Origin of the sequence: Kaistella sp. SH40-3, assembly GCF_030686865.1 — a bacterium.
GTDB lineage: Bacteria > Bacteroidota > Bacteroidia > Flavobacteriales > Weeksellaceae > Kaistella.
In genome coordinates, this window is record NZ_JAQYUS010000004.1 from 63,342 (window position 1) to 76,623 (window position 13,282).

Below are 13,282 nucleotides of genomic sequence, written 5' to 3' on the forward strand. Positions count from 1 at the left end.
TCATTAATCAAAACCTTTAAAATTAATTATTATGAAGTCAATTTGGAACGGAGCAATAGGATTTGGATTGGTTAATATTCCGGTGAAAATGTATTCTGCAGTTGAGGACAGTAAACTCGATCTGGATATGCTGGATAAAAGCGATTTCTCAAATATCAAATTTAAACGAGTTAATGAAAAAACCGGAAAAGAAGTAAAGTGGGAAAATATTGTAAAAGGTTATTTAATGGACGACAAATATGTTGTGCTGGGCGATGATGATTATGCAGCAGCGAGTCCGGAAAAAACCAAAGTTTTCTCAATCGAACATTTTGTAAAAGAAGCCGAAATTGATTCTGTTTATTTTGAAGTCCCCTACTTTCTGGAACCTCAAAAAAATGCTGAAAGCGCCTATAATCTTTTATTGAAATCTTTGATTAAAACCAAAATGGCCGGCATCGGAACATTTGTGATGCGCGACAAAGAAATCTTCGGAATGATTCGTCCGTATGATGATAATGTTTTAATTGTTAATCGATTGAGATTTGCAAAACAAATTCGGGAATATGGAGATTTGAAAATTCCAACTCAAAAAAATCCAAAACCTGGAGAAATGAAAATGGCTGTTTCTTTAATTGAGCAAACTTCAGAGAAATTTAATCCGGCCGCCTTTACCGATACTTATTCCGAGGATTTATTAAAAATAATCAAGAAAAAAGCGAAAGGTAAAAAAGTGAAGAAAGTCGAAGACGCTCCAGAAGACAGTGGAAAAGTTGTTGATTTAATGGCACAATTGAAAGCAAGTTTAGAAGGTTCTAAAAAGGCTAAAAAAGTTTCTTAATTATGCCTTTAGAAGAATACAATAAAAAACGAAAGTTTGTCGATACGCCTGAACCAGAAGGTGCAGTTCAAAAAAATGACGGAAAATTAATCTTTGTCATTCAGCGTCATTCTGCTTCAAGACTTCATTATGATTTCCGGTTGGAAATGGATGGAGTCTTGAAAAGTTGGGCGGTTCCGAAAGGTCCTTCACTTAATCCTCAAGACAAACGTTTGGCAATGATGACCGAGGATCATCCGTATTCTTATAAAGATTTCGAAGGAACAATTCCTGAAGGAAATTACGGCGGCGGCGAAGTTGAAATCTGGGATTCGGGCACGTACGAACCTTTAGAAAAAGTAGAAGGGAAATCAGATGATTTGGTCATGCGTCATGAACTTCACAAAGAATCGCTCAAGTTTGTTCTTCACGGAAAAAAGTTAAAAGGTGAATTTGCCTTAGTGAAAATTAAAAATCCCAAAGATGGAAATGCCTGGTTGCTCATCAAACATAAAGATAAATTCGCCCTTGACGAGTACGATTCTGAAGAACATGTTCCTAAAAAATCGAAAGTAACCTTACGAGAAGAAAATCGGCCCAGTAAAAAAAAAATAAAAACTCCGGCTAAAGAATCCAAAACATTTAGAAATTATACGCCTGCTCTGATTGGTGAGAAAAAATTAAAAGATTTTATTAAACCCATGCTGGCACAAACCGAGGAAAAAGCATTTGACCATAAAGACTGGGTTTTCGAAATTAAATGGGACGGCTATCGCGCTGTTGCTGATTTACGGAAAAAAGAAATTCAGTTGTATTCCCGAAACGGACTCTCCTGTTCTGATAAATTTTCTAAAATTGTAAAAGCCTTAGACGATCAAAATCATCAAATGGTTCTAGATGGTGAAATCGTCGCATTTAATAGTGAAGGAAAACCTGACTTTCAAACTTTACAGAAAATCGGTGAAAATCCGAATTTAGCGATGACCTATCAGGTTTTTGATTTGCTTTGGCTGAATGGACATTCCACAGAAAATCTAAGTTTACTTCAACGAAAAGAATTACTGAAAGAGGCTTTGGTTGAAAATGAAGTCATCAAATATTGTGAACACATTCCAGAAAAAGGAATTGATTTCTTTGACCAAATTAAAAAAATGGACTTAGAAGGAATGATTGCAAAAAAGGCCGACAGCACTTATTCAGAAGGAGTTCGGTCTTCCGACTGGCTGAAAATTAAATTTCAAAATACAGAAGATGTTTTAATCTGTGGTTTTACAGAACCGAATGGCGGTCGTAAAAATTTCGGTGCAATAATCTTAGGAACTTATATTAATGGAAAACTGCAATATTGTGGACATGCGGGCAGCGGTTTTTCGGATAAAACATTAGATTCTTTATATGATTTATTCAAACCATTAATTATAAAAAATTGTCCGTTTGAAAAAGTCCCAAAAACGAATGCTCCTGCAACATGGCTTCAACCTGAATTGGTTTGTGAAATAAAATATACCGAAAAAACGAGTGATGGAATTTTCCGTCATCCTGTTTTTATGGGAATTCGGAGGGATAAAGAAAAAGAGGATTTGTTGGAAGAAGATCATGAAGAAGTAGAGAATTCTTCTACTTTTAAAATTAAAGATGAAGATAATAAAAGTGAAAAGGAACCATTAAAACTTCGAAATAAAAAGGTTACCAAAACGGTGAAATTAACCAATCAAGATAAAATTTATTTTCCCGAAAGTGGAATTACTAAAGGTCAAGTGGTCGATTATTATCAATCAGTTTCTAAATATATTTTACCACATCTGAAAAATCGTCCACAGTCCTTAAATCGATTTCCGAATGGAATTGAAGGTTTGAGTTTTTATCATAAAGATGCGGGAAACGATTCACCTGACTGGATTGACAAAGTTTCTGTCTATTCAGAATCTAATGAAAAAGATATTCAGTACTTAATCTGCAATACGGCCGATGATCTGGCGTATTTGAATAATCTGGGTTGTATCGATTTGAATCCCTGGAATTCAACCGTTAACGATTTAAATAAACCAACTTGGTTGGCTTTGGATTTGGATCCTTCGGAAAAAAACACTTTTGATGATGTTATTGAAACAAGTCTTTGTGTAAAAGAGATTTTAGATAAAGCCAAAATCAAAGGTTTTTGCAAAACGTCCGGAAGTTCAGGAATTCATATTTTTATTCCGATGGGTGCAGATTATGAAGTGGAACAAGTGAAGAATTTCGCCCATCTTTTAATGCAGAAAGTTCAGCAAAAATTACCGGACTTAACGACTTTGGAACGAAGTTTAAAAAAGCGCGATACGACAAAAATTTATTTGGATTATCTTCAAAACCGCACGGGACAGACTTTAGCGAGTGTTTATAGTATTCGTCCAAAACCATTGGCTCCAGTTTCAATGCCGATTTTATGGGAAGAATTAAAGTTTGGTTTTAAGCCAACTGATTTCAATATTCATAATGCTTTGCAACGCATTAAAAAGAATGGAGATTTGTTTAAACCCGTTTTAGGAAAAGGAATTGATATGTTGAAAGCCCTGGGAAATCTGTCTAAAGATTAAGAGAATTTTAATTTCGAGTCTATTAAAAATTGGACACTTTCTTTCGCCCACATTTTATAAGTCAATTCTGACGGATGAATTCCATCGCTGAAAAAATCATCGACCGTTTGATTGTCGTTTAATAATTTCATCCATTTTTGAATATCAACTTTGTTGGTCGGAAAGTAGATGTTTTTATTTTTTAAAGTCTGGCTGTAAAGATATTGTGCAAGCAGATCTTTATGATTTCCCAAAACAAATTGCATTTCTTTCGTCAATGCAGGAAATGCTTCAATCGTTGGTAACTGCGCAAATGAAATCGGAGTTTCTGGAAATTTCTTCCTCAAAGAATCAATTAATAACTGAATGTTTTGAAGCCATTTTTTTGGCTGCGTAAATTCAAAAGAATCATTCGCACCAATCCCAATCACCAATAAATCACACTTAGTTTCTTGAATTTTAGGAACTATTCTTTGATGAATTTTCTCCACATTATAGCCCGTTTTTGCGTAAACTTTCCAATCAATATTGGAGTGAAATGCTGCACTTAATTCATTAGAGAAATGACCGGCAAAACTGTTTTTGTGGAAATCAGATCCAACTCCGGCAAAAGAACTTTCACCAATAAAAAGAACTTTCAACGTTTGATCAGAATTGATATTGACAGAACCTTCCGGCTCTTTTGCTTCCGGTAAAAACTGAATTTCTTTTTTGATTTTCTTTCCCTGAAAATAAATAATCGGCAACAAAGGAATCGACTTCAAAAGATGCATGAAATAATTCTTTCTCATTCTGCTGATTCTTTTATTTCTTTGAAACGATTGGTAGAATTTCGTTTATCATTAAACCGAAACGCGTAATTTCTTCTTTGCTAAATTTCTTTGAGTAGAAATTGATATCAACTTCGAAACCTGCATTTTTTAAACGCTCGAAATAATCCATTCCGTACCAGCGAACGTGGTCGTATTGCCCGAAATGTTTTTGTCTTTCTTTCGGATTTTTAATGGAAAAATCTTCGTACGATTTCTCCAAAGAGTTTTTCATCGGAACCTGGAAAATTCCCCAGCCATCTTTTCTCATCACACGATACAATTCGCTCATCGCCTTCTGATCGTCTTCAATATGTTCTAAAACATGATTGCAAAAGATGATATCGAAACTTTCGTTTTCAAAAGGCAAGTCGAGAATGTCGGCTTTAATATCAACAATTGGTGAATATAAATCTGCAGAAGTATAATCCAGATTATCCATTTTTTTGAACCTTCTCAGGAATTCCTGTTCCGGCGCAATATGGAGAACTTTATAATTTTTAGTAAAAAAATCAGTTTCATTTTGAAGATACAACCACATTTGTCGGTGACGTTCCAAACTTAAAGTTCCTGGTGAAAGTGCATTCTCTCGTTGTTTCCCATAACCGTAGGGAAGAAATTTCCGGTAAGATTTCCCGTCGATTGGATCGGTAAATTTTGTTCCTTTAAAGAAAAGATAAATTAGTGGTCGTAAGAAAATGCTCAAATTAATAAGCAAAGGTCTTGGGATTGTATTTAAAAGAAATTTGGCAATTTTTTTCATTAAAAATCCAAGGTAAATGGTTTTTCTTCGTCGCTTACAATTCCTAGTGCTTCGTAAATATATTTATAAGTTGACAACAAAACTGGTTTTCCACCGATGATACATACATCATGTTCGAAGTGTGCTGAAGGAGACATATCAAGAGAAGTCACCGTCCAGCCGTCATCATGAAATTTTACTTTTTCAGTTCCCAGATTCACCATTGGTTCAATGGCTAGTGCAATCCCGTCTTTTAAAACTTTACCACTTCCTTTTTTACCATAATTCGGAACTTGCGGATCTTCGTGCATTTTTCTGCCTAAACCATGACCAACCAATTCACGAACAACTCCGTATCCATGAGCCTCACAATAGGTTTGAATTGCGTTTGAGATATCTCCTACTCTTTTTCCACGAACGCATTGTTCGATTCCTTTGTACAGAGATTCTTTGGTGATTCGCAACAATTTTTTAGTTTCTGGCGCTACTTCACCAACTTCAAACGAATAAGCGTGGTCACCGTAAAAACCGTTCATGAAAACGCCACAATCGACTGATAAAATATCGCCTTCGATCAAAGGTTTATCATTCGGAATTCCATGTACGACTTCTGCATTTGGAGAAATACAAAGGTTTTTTGGAAAACCATACATTCCTAAAAATGCGGGTTCGCCACCATGATCGCGAATAAATTCACCACCCAAATTATCAAGGTGTAAAGTAGTTACGCCAGGTTTAATTTCCTTGGCCAACATGCCCAAAGTTTTAGAAACCAATTGCGCACTTTCACGCATCAGTCGAAGTTCTTCTATTGTTTTTAACTGTATCACTTTGTAAATTTGTCTTTAAATTAAAGGGAAAGGATTTTGTGAATTTCGGTAATCATTTACCAAAATAAACCTTTCTTTTTGTCTTTTTTCATTTTAGAATAAGCCAAAACTTCTTTGCCTTCTACTCGAAATTCTATTCTTTCATTAATGATATTATAGATTTCTCCCCAACCAGGGAAACCGCCTAAATTACGGTCATCAATAAATAGATCGGCATCGATTTTTCGGGAAGCGTTTTCATTATCAAAAACTTCGCCTTCAAAACTAGAATTAACTGCATAAAACTCAACGCCATTTTTTTTGCAAAACTCCACTGCTTCCTCCAATGTTTTCCCATGTCGGTAAGTCCACAGTATTAATCTGTAGCCTTCGGACTGTAATTTCTTAAGGGTTTCAAAAGCAAAAGTTTTTGTTTTTCCGATTCCGGGATATCCATCATCTACGATAGTTCCGTCAAAATCAATAGCAAGTTTTTTACTGTTTTTCATTATTCTAAAATTTCAATGGTGCAAAGATAATAAATTTGTCCGTTGGTACGAGTTGTACTCGATTAGTGATTTCTCTTGAGGAATAAAAAATGCCAAAGAAGCTATTGACTTAATTGGCATTATAATTTTAATGATTAAAAAATTACGATTTAATCCATTTAAATTGATATTCTTGGTCTGGAGTTGCCATTCTATCGGTCACTCTTTGTAATCTTCCCGGAAGTTTCATTAAATATTCCTGTGCTTTTTCAGCAGATTCATTAAGTCCGGTAATATGTTCTATTTTCCAGTCTTGCAATAATTCTGATAAGATATTAATGTAATCTTGTCCTGTATAAACCATGGCTCTTTGTGCAGCATCAGAAAAATGTCCCCAAAGTTCACCTGCTTTCTGACCAGATTCACGCATTAAATGTGCAGGCATTACAATTTTTTTACGCATCATATCTTCGAAAGCCAACATCATTTCTGAAGGATCGAGTTCGAAAATTTTAGTTACGAAATGTTTATATGCTTTTGCATGACGCGCTTCATCAGCCGCAATTACGCCACACATTCTGGAAAGTTTGGTGTTCCCACTTTGTTTGGCCAAAGAGCCAACTCTTCTATGTGAAATATTAGTTGCAGTTTCCTGAAAACTTGTATAAACGAAATTTCGGTATGGATCCATGGTAGTTCCGATATCTAAACCATCTTGAATAAGGTATTGCGTTGTAATTTCTACTTCGCGCATGTTTACTCTACCGCATAAATAAAGATATTTGTTCAATAAATCTCCATGACGGTTCTCTTCAGCAGTCCAACTTCTTACCCATTGTGACCAACCCGATCTTTCTTCCTGGTTTACGCCATCAATTCCCATAATCCAAGATTCATAACTTGGCAGGGCTTCCTCGGTAATACAGTCACCAATCAAGGTTACAAATAAATCATAACCCATTTCCTGAGCATAAGTTTGAAGTTCTTCTACATCATATCTGAAACTGTCTGAAGACGGATCTGGTAAGAAATCTGTAGGTTGCCATATTTTTTCTGCGGGGGTCAAATAGGAGTCTATGAACTCGTTGACATTTTTGCCTAACGTTCTCATAACCTCTATTCTCATCATCTTATTGTACATGCTCACTCTTTTTATAGGTTTACGCAAATATATTTAAAAATATTATCTATTGCATAATTCCTCCGTTAAATTAAATATAAAACAGCCAAAATAATAAGCATCGGCTGAAAAAAATCGAAAATATAAATTATTTCTCTTCTGTGCTCTGCTACTTTTTAACTCACCAAAACTTCTCCCGTCATTATTTCCGGAATTTCAATTCCCATGACTTTTAAAATTGACGGCGCAACATCGCCTAATTTTCCAGGTTTCAGATTCCAGGTTCGGTCTTTATCCATTACAATCAATGGAACCAAATTGGTAGAATGCTGGGTGTTCGGACTTCCATCTGAATTTATCATTACATCTGAATTTCCGTGGTCTGCAAGAATGAAAACTGCATAATTATGTTCGTACGCTGCTGTTGCAACTCGGGAAATGCATTGATCAACTACCTCTGCTGCTTTTACTGCTGCTGAAAAGACACCTGTGTGACCAACCATATCGGTGTTGGCAAAATTTAAACAGATAAAATCTGCCGTTTCATTTTCAATCTCCGGAAGGATTTTTTCAGTAATATCGTACGCTGACATTTCAGGTTTAAAATCGTAAGTCGGAACTTCTTTCGGACTTGGACATAACAATCTTCTTTCTCCCACAAACTCTTCTTCTCTTCCACCAGAAAAGAAAAAGGTAACGTGTGGATATTTTTCTGTTTCAGCAACACGAATCTGTGTTCTTCCGTTTCTTTCTAAAATTTCACCTATCGTTTCGTGCAAAACTTCTTCATCGAAAACAACATGTACATTTTTGAAATTTTTATCGTAATTAGTTATTGTCACATAGTAAAGATTTAGCGGATGCATCCCAAATTCAGGAAATTCCTGCTGTGAAAGCACTTCTGTAATCTCTCGGCCGCGATCGGTTCTGAAGTTAAAACAGAAAACTACGTCATCATTTTCAATTTTTGCAACGGGTAAACTATTGTCCTTTAAGCAGATAATGGGTTTTAAAAACTCATCGGTTATTTCTGCTTCATAATGATTTTCAATACTTTGAATCACGTCGCGAGTTTCTTCACCGATTCCGTTAACCATCGCATCGTAGGCTAATTTTACACGTTCCCATCTTTTATCACGATCCATTGCGTAATATCGTCCAACAACTGTCGCCAATTTTCCGGTCGACGTTTTCATATGATCTAAGAGTTCCTGAATAAAAACTTTCCCGGAATGCGGATCACAATCTCTGCCGTCTGTAAAAGCATGCACATATACATTATCATTTAAACCAAACTCATGGGCAGCCGTAAGCAAACCTTTAAGGTGATTAATGTGTGAATGCACTCCACCGTCTGAAACCAAACCGATGAAATGCACGTTTTTATTATTGGTTAAAGCGTATTCAAATGCTTTGGTTATTGCGTTTTCCTTTCCTAAAGTTGCGTTTTCGACCGCCATATTGAGTTTTACCAAATTTTGGTAAACAACTCTTCCGGCTCCTAAGTTCATGTGACCAACTTCAGAATTCCCCATCTGTCCGAACGGTAAACCTACAGCAATTCCACTTGCTTCTAAAGTCGTATGTGGGAATTTTTCATAACAAGAATCGATGAAGGGAGTATTTGCCTGAGCAATTGCAGAAACTTTTGGATCTGTTCCTAAGCCCCAACCGTCGAGTATGGCTAAAATGGCTTTTTTTGACATTTCTATTTTATTTTTGATTGAATACAAATTTAGTGATTTAACAATTGTTTAGCGATTTATTTGGGATAAACTTATAAAAATCAATCCTAATTATTCAGTAGTTTCTCAAAGGCTTTTCTGGCTGAGCCACGAAAATAAACTTCACCACAATAGGTGTAATCTAATTTTTCTAAAATTTTCAACATGGGAATATTATCAAAATTGGTATCGACTTTTATACTGAAAACCTCATTTGCAATTGCTGTTTTTTCAATTTCTTTAAAAATTTGTGTAGCAATTCCCTTTCCTGCAAATTCATTAGAAACGGACACTCGATGAACCACAACATATTTTCCGTCAGACAGCCATTCGCCTTCTATATTTTCGTAAGCAGGTTCTATGTCGAATATAATTGCGGCGTAACCAAGAATTTGTTCTTCTGAGGTTAAAACATATCCGTAATTATTTTTAAGATCATTTTCTACTGTTTCTGGATTAGGATAGCCATCTTGCCATTGTCTACTTCCATCCTTTTTCCTTCTTTCAATGGCGTGTTGAAGGATTTTCCAAATTATTTCTTTATCGTCTGAGTTTGCTTTTCTAAAATGAAATTGTTCTTCTGGTTTTGACATTGATTTTGTTTTACTTTTACAAATTTAAAGAAGATTTATTTTTACTTAAGTTATTGACTAATTGAATGAATCATTTTTTATTCTTAATTTTAAAAAAAAGTGAAATGAAAAAGAAATTAGTCGTTTTTTCCGGCGCAGGAATCTCTGCCGAAAGTGGCGTGCAAACTTTTCGTGATTCAAATGGATTATGGGAAAATCACCGTGTAGAAGATGTTGCGAGCCCTGAAGGTTTTGAAAGAAATTCACAGATGGTTTTGGATTTTTACAATGCAAGACGGAGACAGTTGAATGAAATAGAGCCAAATAAAGCACATTTAATTTTAGCAGAATTAGAAAACTATTTTGACGTAGAAATCATTACCCAAAATGTTGATGATTTATATGAGCGAGCAGGTTCAACTAAAGTAACCCATCTTCATGGTGAACTGAAAAAGGCGCGTCCTGTAAATTCTGAAAGCCCTATTATTCCTTGGGAAAATGATTTGAATGTTGGAGATTTAAATTCCGAGGGAATTCAACTGCGTCCACATATTGTTTGGTTTGGTGAAATGGTTCCGGAAATGGATAAGGCAATGGAAATTGCTTCTCATGCTGATTTGTTTTTAGTGGTCGGAACTTCCATGTCAGTTTATCCTGCCGCAGGTTTAATTCATTATATCCCAGAAAACTGCAAAGTATATTTAATTGATCCGAATTTGGAAAATACCTATTCTGAAAACCAAAATCATTTTAAGACTACTGCTGTTGAAGGAATGAAATTGTTTAGAACGGCTATTTTAGAGAAGAATCATTAGAAATAAAAATGATAATCTATTTTAAAAGCCTTTTAATTAAGTTTAAAAAAATAAAAAGTCAATTTAAAAACTGACTTTTTATTATTCCTCACCATTTGTGTTGTTTTTTCTCTGAACTACAAAAGTAAATCTTTAACATACAAAAAGAAAGGGTGAAATCACCCTAAATTAACACATATCATGTTTTATTGCAAACATCACGATTCCTACTCTACTTTTAACATTGAGTTTAGCAAATACGGAATCTCTATATCCATCTATAGTTCTGGGACTTACACACATTTGTTCAGCGATTTCTTTATACGTAAGTTCAGAACATGCAAGTTTTACAAATTCTACTTCGCGTTCCTTAAGTGAATTTGTAATGTCACTAGTTACTCTTTCTTCTGTTTTAATTTTAAGTAGACTTTGGGTAACAATGTCAGTATAAAAAACACCTTTTTCATGCACGATATTAATCGCATCAAAAAGGATATTAGGAGACATATCTTTTAGTAAATATCCTTTTGCTCCTGCTTTCAACATACTGATAATTGTGGATTCATTATCTTCCATTGTTAGAGCAATTACCTTAAGATCAGGATACCTTTTCGCCAGTTCTGCAGTGGTCTCAATCCCATTTTTTCGCGGCATATTGATGTCCATTAAGACTACTTCAGGAAGATTCTTTTGCGTTTGCAACTGTTTTAAAAAATCCTCACCATTAAAGCAATTCATCACCACTTCAAATTTCGGATTAAATGAAATCATATTTTCTATCGCTTTAGAAACCAATTTATGGTCATCTACAATTGCAATTTTTATTTTTTCCATCATGTAGGTTTTTTATAAGTAATCTCTATTTGTGTCCCAAGATTTTCGGTCGATGAAATATTAAAACTGGCATTTATAATTTTTGCTCGGTTTTTAATATTGGTTAAACCGCTTCCATCGTCTCGCTGATTTGTGTTAAATCCAATTCCATAATCATTGATGTTAATTTGAATAAAATCAATCTGGTCTTCAATCTTTACTGATAGTTTATGTGACTTAGCATGTTTGATTACATTATTAACGCATTCCTGAATAATCCTAAATAGAATGAGTGCGTGATCTGGTTTTATTTCAAGATCATGATTATTAATCTGGAAATCTACATCCATTAGTTGCAATCTCTCGATTCTAGAAATCTCTCTTTCCAAAGATTCTACAAGACCGAAATGCGTTACCTGTTTGCTTATAAAAACTTTAGACAGGTTTCTAATATCCTGAATACATTCACCAATTAACATATTGATTTCATGTGCAATATTTGTTTTATCCTTTTCCGCAGCCATTTCAATTTTATTGGTCATCAACCTTGCTACAGATAATTTTTGACCTAAATCGTCATGAAGTTCCTGACCGATATAATTTAGGGTTTGCTCCTTAATCTCTACTTGCGCTATTGCCAACTCCTGTATAAAAAGGGCTTCTTTTTTTTGTTGAAACAAAAGAAGTTCTGATTTTTTTTTAATAAAAACGCCATAAACTAAAACCATCATTAATATTACAATAAGAATGATAAAAGTAGATATGGTCAGCAGAAAGTCGGTTTCTGTAAGGTTCACTTTTTAATATTAATATTTTTTGCTAAAATCGCTCCAATTATTAAAATAGAATAACCAATAACGTTAACAATCAATAAAATTAAGAAAAAAATGTTAATACTCATTAATTTCATTGCACTATTACTGATTATCAAAAGAGGAGTTACTCCCAAGTAGATAGACATCAACCCAATACACGCCCAAAGGGGGAAGTAATATTTGATTCTGAGGACTTTATCTGAATTAAAAGTTTCGTGCAAAACCAAATAAACATTTCCAAGTAACAAAAGCACTTCAATAAAATAAAATTTAAAAGGAAAAGTCGTAAAGAAATTGTCCGAAAAGATTGCAAAAAGACCATAAGATCCCAGAAATATAATAATGGTAATAAGATTTATTCTTTTTGACTTTTCCAACTCCAAAACCTGGCGGAAGTATAAAAAGAAAAGTAAGAAGACTAATAAATTTGTTCCTACGGAATACAGCGGAACACTATTGAATCTAGGAATACTAAACCGTATTGTAAAAAGAAATGTATCAATGCAGAGGACAAGCGCAGTTGCAATAATAAAATATATAATCCCGATTCCTAATTCTTTTTTTTTGAGGAGCATTAATACTAAAAATAATGCTACTAATGAAAGTTGAATAATACTTGCAACTTCTTTGTTCCATTCTATCATTATGCGAAATTTAATAAGGTGGACAAATTTGTCCGTAGTTTAAATTTGGAAGATCTTCTTCTTCACCATCGGCAATTTTTAATGCTATTTTTTCTGATAATGACGAATCCATATCATGAGGCGAAAAAAAGATGGTTTGATATCCCTGATATTTTGGATTTAAGCGAGAGTCGGAATTATTGTCAGCATATTTACCTAAAGTTACTCTGATTCCTTTATTTTTAATTCCCTTTTTCTCCATTCCCTCCCGAATCAAATTGATATATTCCTGCAAAACTTCTAAATCATAATTAAAATGTTTTGCATCATTTTTATCTTTAGGTCTTCTGGCGTTAATCGCTTCGTAATTCGTTTTGTCATACTCCTTAGCAAGTAGGTCACTTTGCTGTTTAGAAATCAAATGCTTTTGTAAATCGCTCATGGTTTTTTTTATTTAATTTTTAACAAATTTAAAATTAATTTACAGTTAATAACAAGTGAAAACACCCTAAACAAAATTTCATTGAAGATAATCAATTTAAAAGAGCCATTTTTTGCTATTAAAGTATAATTTCCCTAAATTTCGGATTCTCATTTTTTCCAAAGTTTCATCAACATA

14 protein-coding genes are annotated in these 13,282 nt (G+C 34.2%); 3 read left to right on the top strand and 11 right to left on the bottom strand.

The window, feature by feature from the left end:
- The first annotated feature begins 31 nt into the window (after positions 1-31).
- Both PUH65_RS07900 and ligD read left to right on the top strand, forming a co-directional pair.
- On the top strand, positions 32-820 hold the full coding sequence (locus PUH65_RS07900; RefSeq protein ID WP_305519381.1) for a Ku protein: 789 nt from the start codon (positions 32-34) through the stop codon (positions 818-820).
- 2 nt (positions 821-822) lie between these two features.
- Positions 823-3,375: a DNA ligase D gene (gene ligD, locus PUH65_RS07905; RefSeq protein ID WP_305519382.1), complete on the top strand. Its 2,553-nt coding sequence runs from the start codon at positions 823-825 to the stop codon at positions 3,373-3,375.
- On the opposite strand, the gene PUH65_RS07910 is transcribed toward ligD, so the two are convergent.
- From PUH65_RS07910 to PUH65_RS07940, 7 genes are all read right to left on the bottom strand, one after another.
- Entirely contained in the window at positions 3,372-4,145 is a 774-nt protein-coding gene (locus tag PUH65_RS07910) for an SGNH/GDSL hydrolase family protein (RefSeq protein ID WP_305519383.1), read from the bottom strand. The genes ligD and PUH65_RS07910 overlap by 4 nt on opposite strands.
- 13 nt (positions 4,146-4,158) lie before the next feature.
- Positions 4,159-4,926 carry a class I SAM-dependent methyltransferase gene (locus PUH65_RS07915; protein ID WP_305519385.1) on the bottom strand — a complete coding sequence of 256 codons (768 nt, stop codon included), beginning with the start codon at positions 4,924-4,926 and terminating at the stop codon, positions 4,159-4,161.
- Positions 4,926-5,735, bottom strand: coding sequence for a type I methionyl aminopeptidase (map, locus tag PUH65_RS07920; RefSeq protein ID WP_305519386.1), 810 nt, complete (start codon positions 5,733-5,735; stop codon positions 4,926-4,928). The genes PUH65_RS07915 and map overlap by 1 nt, the downstream gene beginning before the upstream one ends.
- Before the next feature lie 56 nt (positions 5,736-5,791).
- Positions 5,792-6,223, bottom strand: a complete 432-nt coding sequence (locus tag PUH65_RS07925; protein ID WP_305519387.1) for a BT0820 family HAD-type phosphatase — start codon at positions 6,221-6,223, stop codon at positions 5,792-5,794.
- A gap of 142 nt (positions 6,224-6,365) precedes the next feature.
- Entirely contained in the window at positions 6,366-7,343 is a 978-nt protein-coding gene (locus tag PUH65_RS07930) for an acyl-ACP desaturase (protein WP_305519388.1), read from the bottom strand.
- Positions 7,344-7,498: 155 nt separating this feature from the next.
- Positions 7,499-9,028: a 2,3-bisphosphoglycerate-independent phosphoglycerate mutase gene (gene gpmI, locus PUH65_RS07935; protein ID WP_305519390.1), complete on the bottom strand. Its 1,530-nt coding sequence runs from the start codon at positions 9,026-9,028 to the stop codon at positions 7,499-7,501.
- An 86-nt stretch (positions 9,029-9,114) separates the two neighbouring features.
- The gene (locus PUH65_RS07940; protein ID WP_305519391.1) at positions 9,115-9,639 is read right to left on the bottom strand and encodes a GNAT family N-acetyltransferase; all 525 of its coding nucleotides are present in this window, start codon (positions 9,637-9,639) and stop codon (positions 9,115-9,117) included.
- Positions 9,640-9,743: 104 nt separating this feature from the next.
- Here PUH65_RS07940 and PUH65_RS07945 point away from each other — a divergent pair, with 104 nt between their 5' ends.
- Positions 9,744-10,433 carry a Sir2 family NAD-dependent protein deacetylase gene (locus PUH65_RS07945; protein ID WP_305519392.1) on the top strand — a complete coding sequence of 230 codons (690 nt, stop codon included), beginning with the start codon at positions 9,744-9,746 and terminating at the stop codon, positions 10,431-10,433.
- Between the two features lie 168 nt (positions 10,434-10,601).
- Here PUH65_RS07945 and PUH65_RS07950 read toward each other — a convergent pair whose 3' ends face one another.
- Genes PUH65_RS07950 through PUH65_RS07965 form a run of 4 tightly spaced genes read right to left on the bottom strand, consistent with a single transcriptional unit; the run spans position 10,602 to position 13,105 of the window.
- Positions 10,602-11,249: a response regulator transcription factor gene (locus PUH65_RS07950; protein WP_305519394.1), complete on the bottom strand. Its 648-nt coding sequence runs from the start codon at positions 11,247-11,249 to the stop codon at positions 10,602-10,604.
- Positions 11,246-12,022, bottom strand: coding sequence for a sensor histidine kinase (locus PUH65_RS07955; RefSeq protein ID WP_305519395.1), 777 nt, complete (start codon positions 12,020-12,022; stop codon positions 11,246-11,248). Before PUH65_RS07955 ends, PUH65_RS07950 begins: the two co-directional genes overlap by 4 nt.
- Positions 12,019-12,684: a hypothetical protein gene (locus PUH65_RS07960; RefSeq protein WP_305519397.1), complete on the bottom strand. Its 666-nt coding sequence runs from the start codon at positions 12,682-12,684 to the stop codon at positions 12,019-12,021. The genes PUH65_RS07955 and PUH65_RS07960 overlap by 4 nt, the downstream gene beginning before the upstream one ends.
- 10 nt (positions 12,685-12,694) lie before the next feature.
- Entirely contained in the window at positions 12,695-13,105 is a 411-nt protein-coding gene (locus tag PUH65_RS07965) for a hypothetical protein (protein ID WP_305519400.1), read from the bottom strand.
- Positions 13,106-13,282 lie beyond the last annotated feature (177 nt).

Excerpts from the sequence above, each read along its gene's own strand:
- PUH65_RS07900 (WP_305519381.1), top strand. The coding sequence starts at position 32 with ATGAAGTCAATTTGGAACGGAGCAATAGGATTTGGATTGGTTAATATT.
- ligD (WP_305519382.1), top strand. The coding sequence starts at position 823 with ATGCCTTTAGAAGAATACAATAAAAAACGAAAGTTTGTCGATACGCCT.
- PUH65_RS07910 (WP_305519383.1), bottom strand. The coding sequence starts at position 4,145 with ATGAGAAAGAATTATTTCATGCATCTTTTGAAGTCGATTCCTTTGTTG.
- PUH65_RS07915 (WP_305519385.1), bottom strand. The coding sequence starts at position 4,926 with ATGAAAAAAATTGCCAAATTTCTTTTAAATACAATCCCAAGACCTTTG.
- PUH65_RS07925 (WP_305519387.1), bottom strand. The coding sequence starts at position 6,223 with ATGAAAAACAGTAAAAAACTTGCTATTGATTTTGACGGAACTATCGTA.
- PUH65_RS07930 (WP_305519388.1), bottom strand. The coding sequence starts at position 7,343 with ATGTACAATAAGATGATGAGAATAGAGGTTATGAGAACGTTAGGCAAA.
- gpmI (WP_305519390.1), bottom strand. The coding sequence starts at position 9,028 with ATGTCAAAAAAAGCCATTTTAGCCATACTCGACGGTTGGGGCTTAGGA.
- PUH65_RS07940 (WP_305519391.1), bottom strand. The coding sequence starts at position 9,639 with ATGTCAAAACCAGAAGAACAATTTCATTTTAGAAAAGCAAACTCAGAC.
- PUH65_RS07945 (WP_305519392.1), top strand. The coding sequence starts at position 9,744 with ATGAAAAAGAAATTAGTCGTTTTTTCCGGCGCAGGAATCTCTGCCGAA.
- PUH65_RS07950 (WP_305519394.1), bottom strand. The coding sequence starts at position 11,249 with ATGATGGAAAAAATAAAAATTGCAATTGTAGATGACCATAAATTGGTT.
- PUH65_RS07960 (WP_305519397.1), bottom strand. The coding sequence starts at position 12,684 with ATGATAGAATGGAACAAAGAAGTTGCAAGTATTATTCAACTTTCATTA.
- PUH65_RS07965 (WP_305519400.1), bottom strand. The coding sequence starts at position 13,105 with ATGAGCGATTTACAAAAGCATTTGATTTCTAAACAGCAAAGTGACCTA.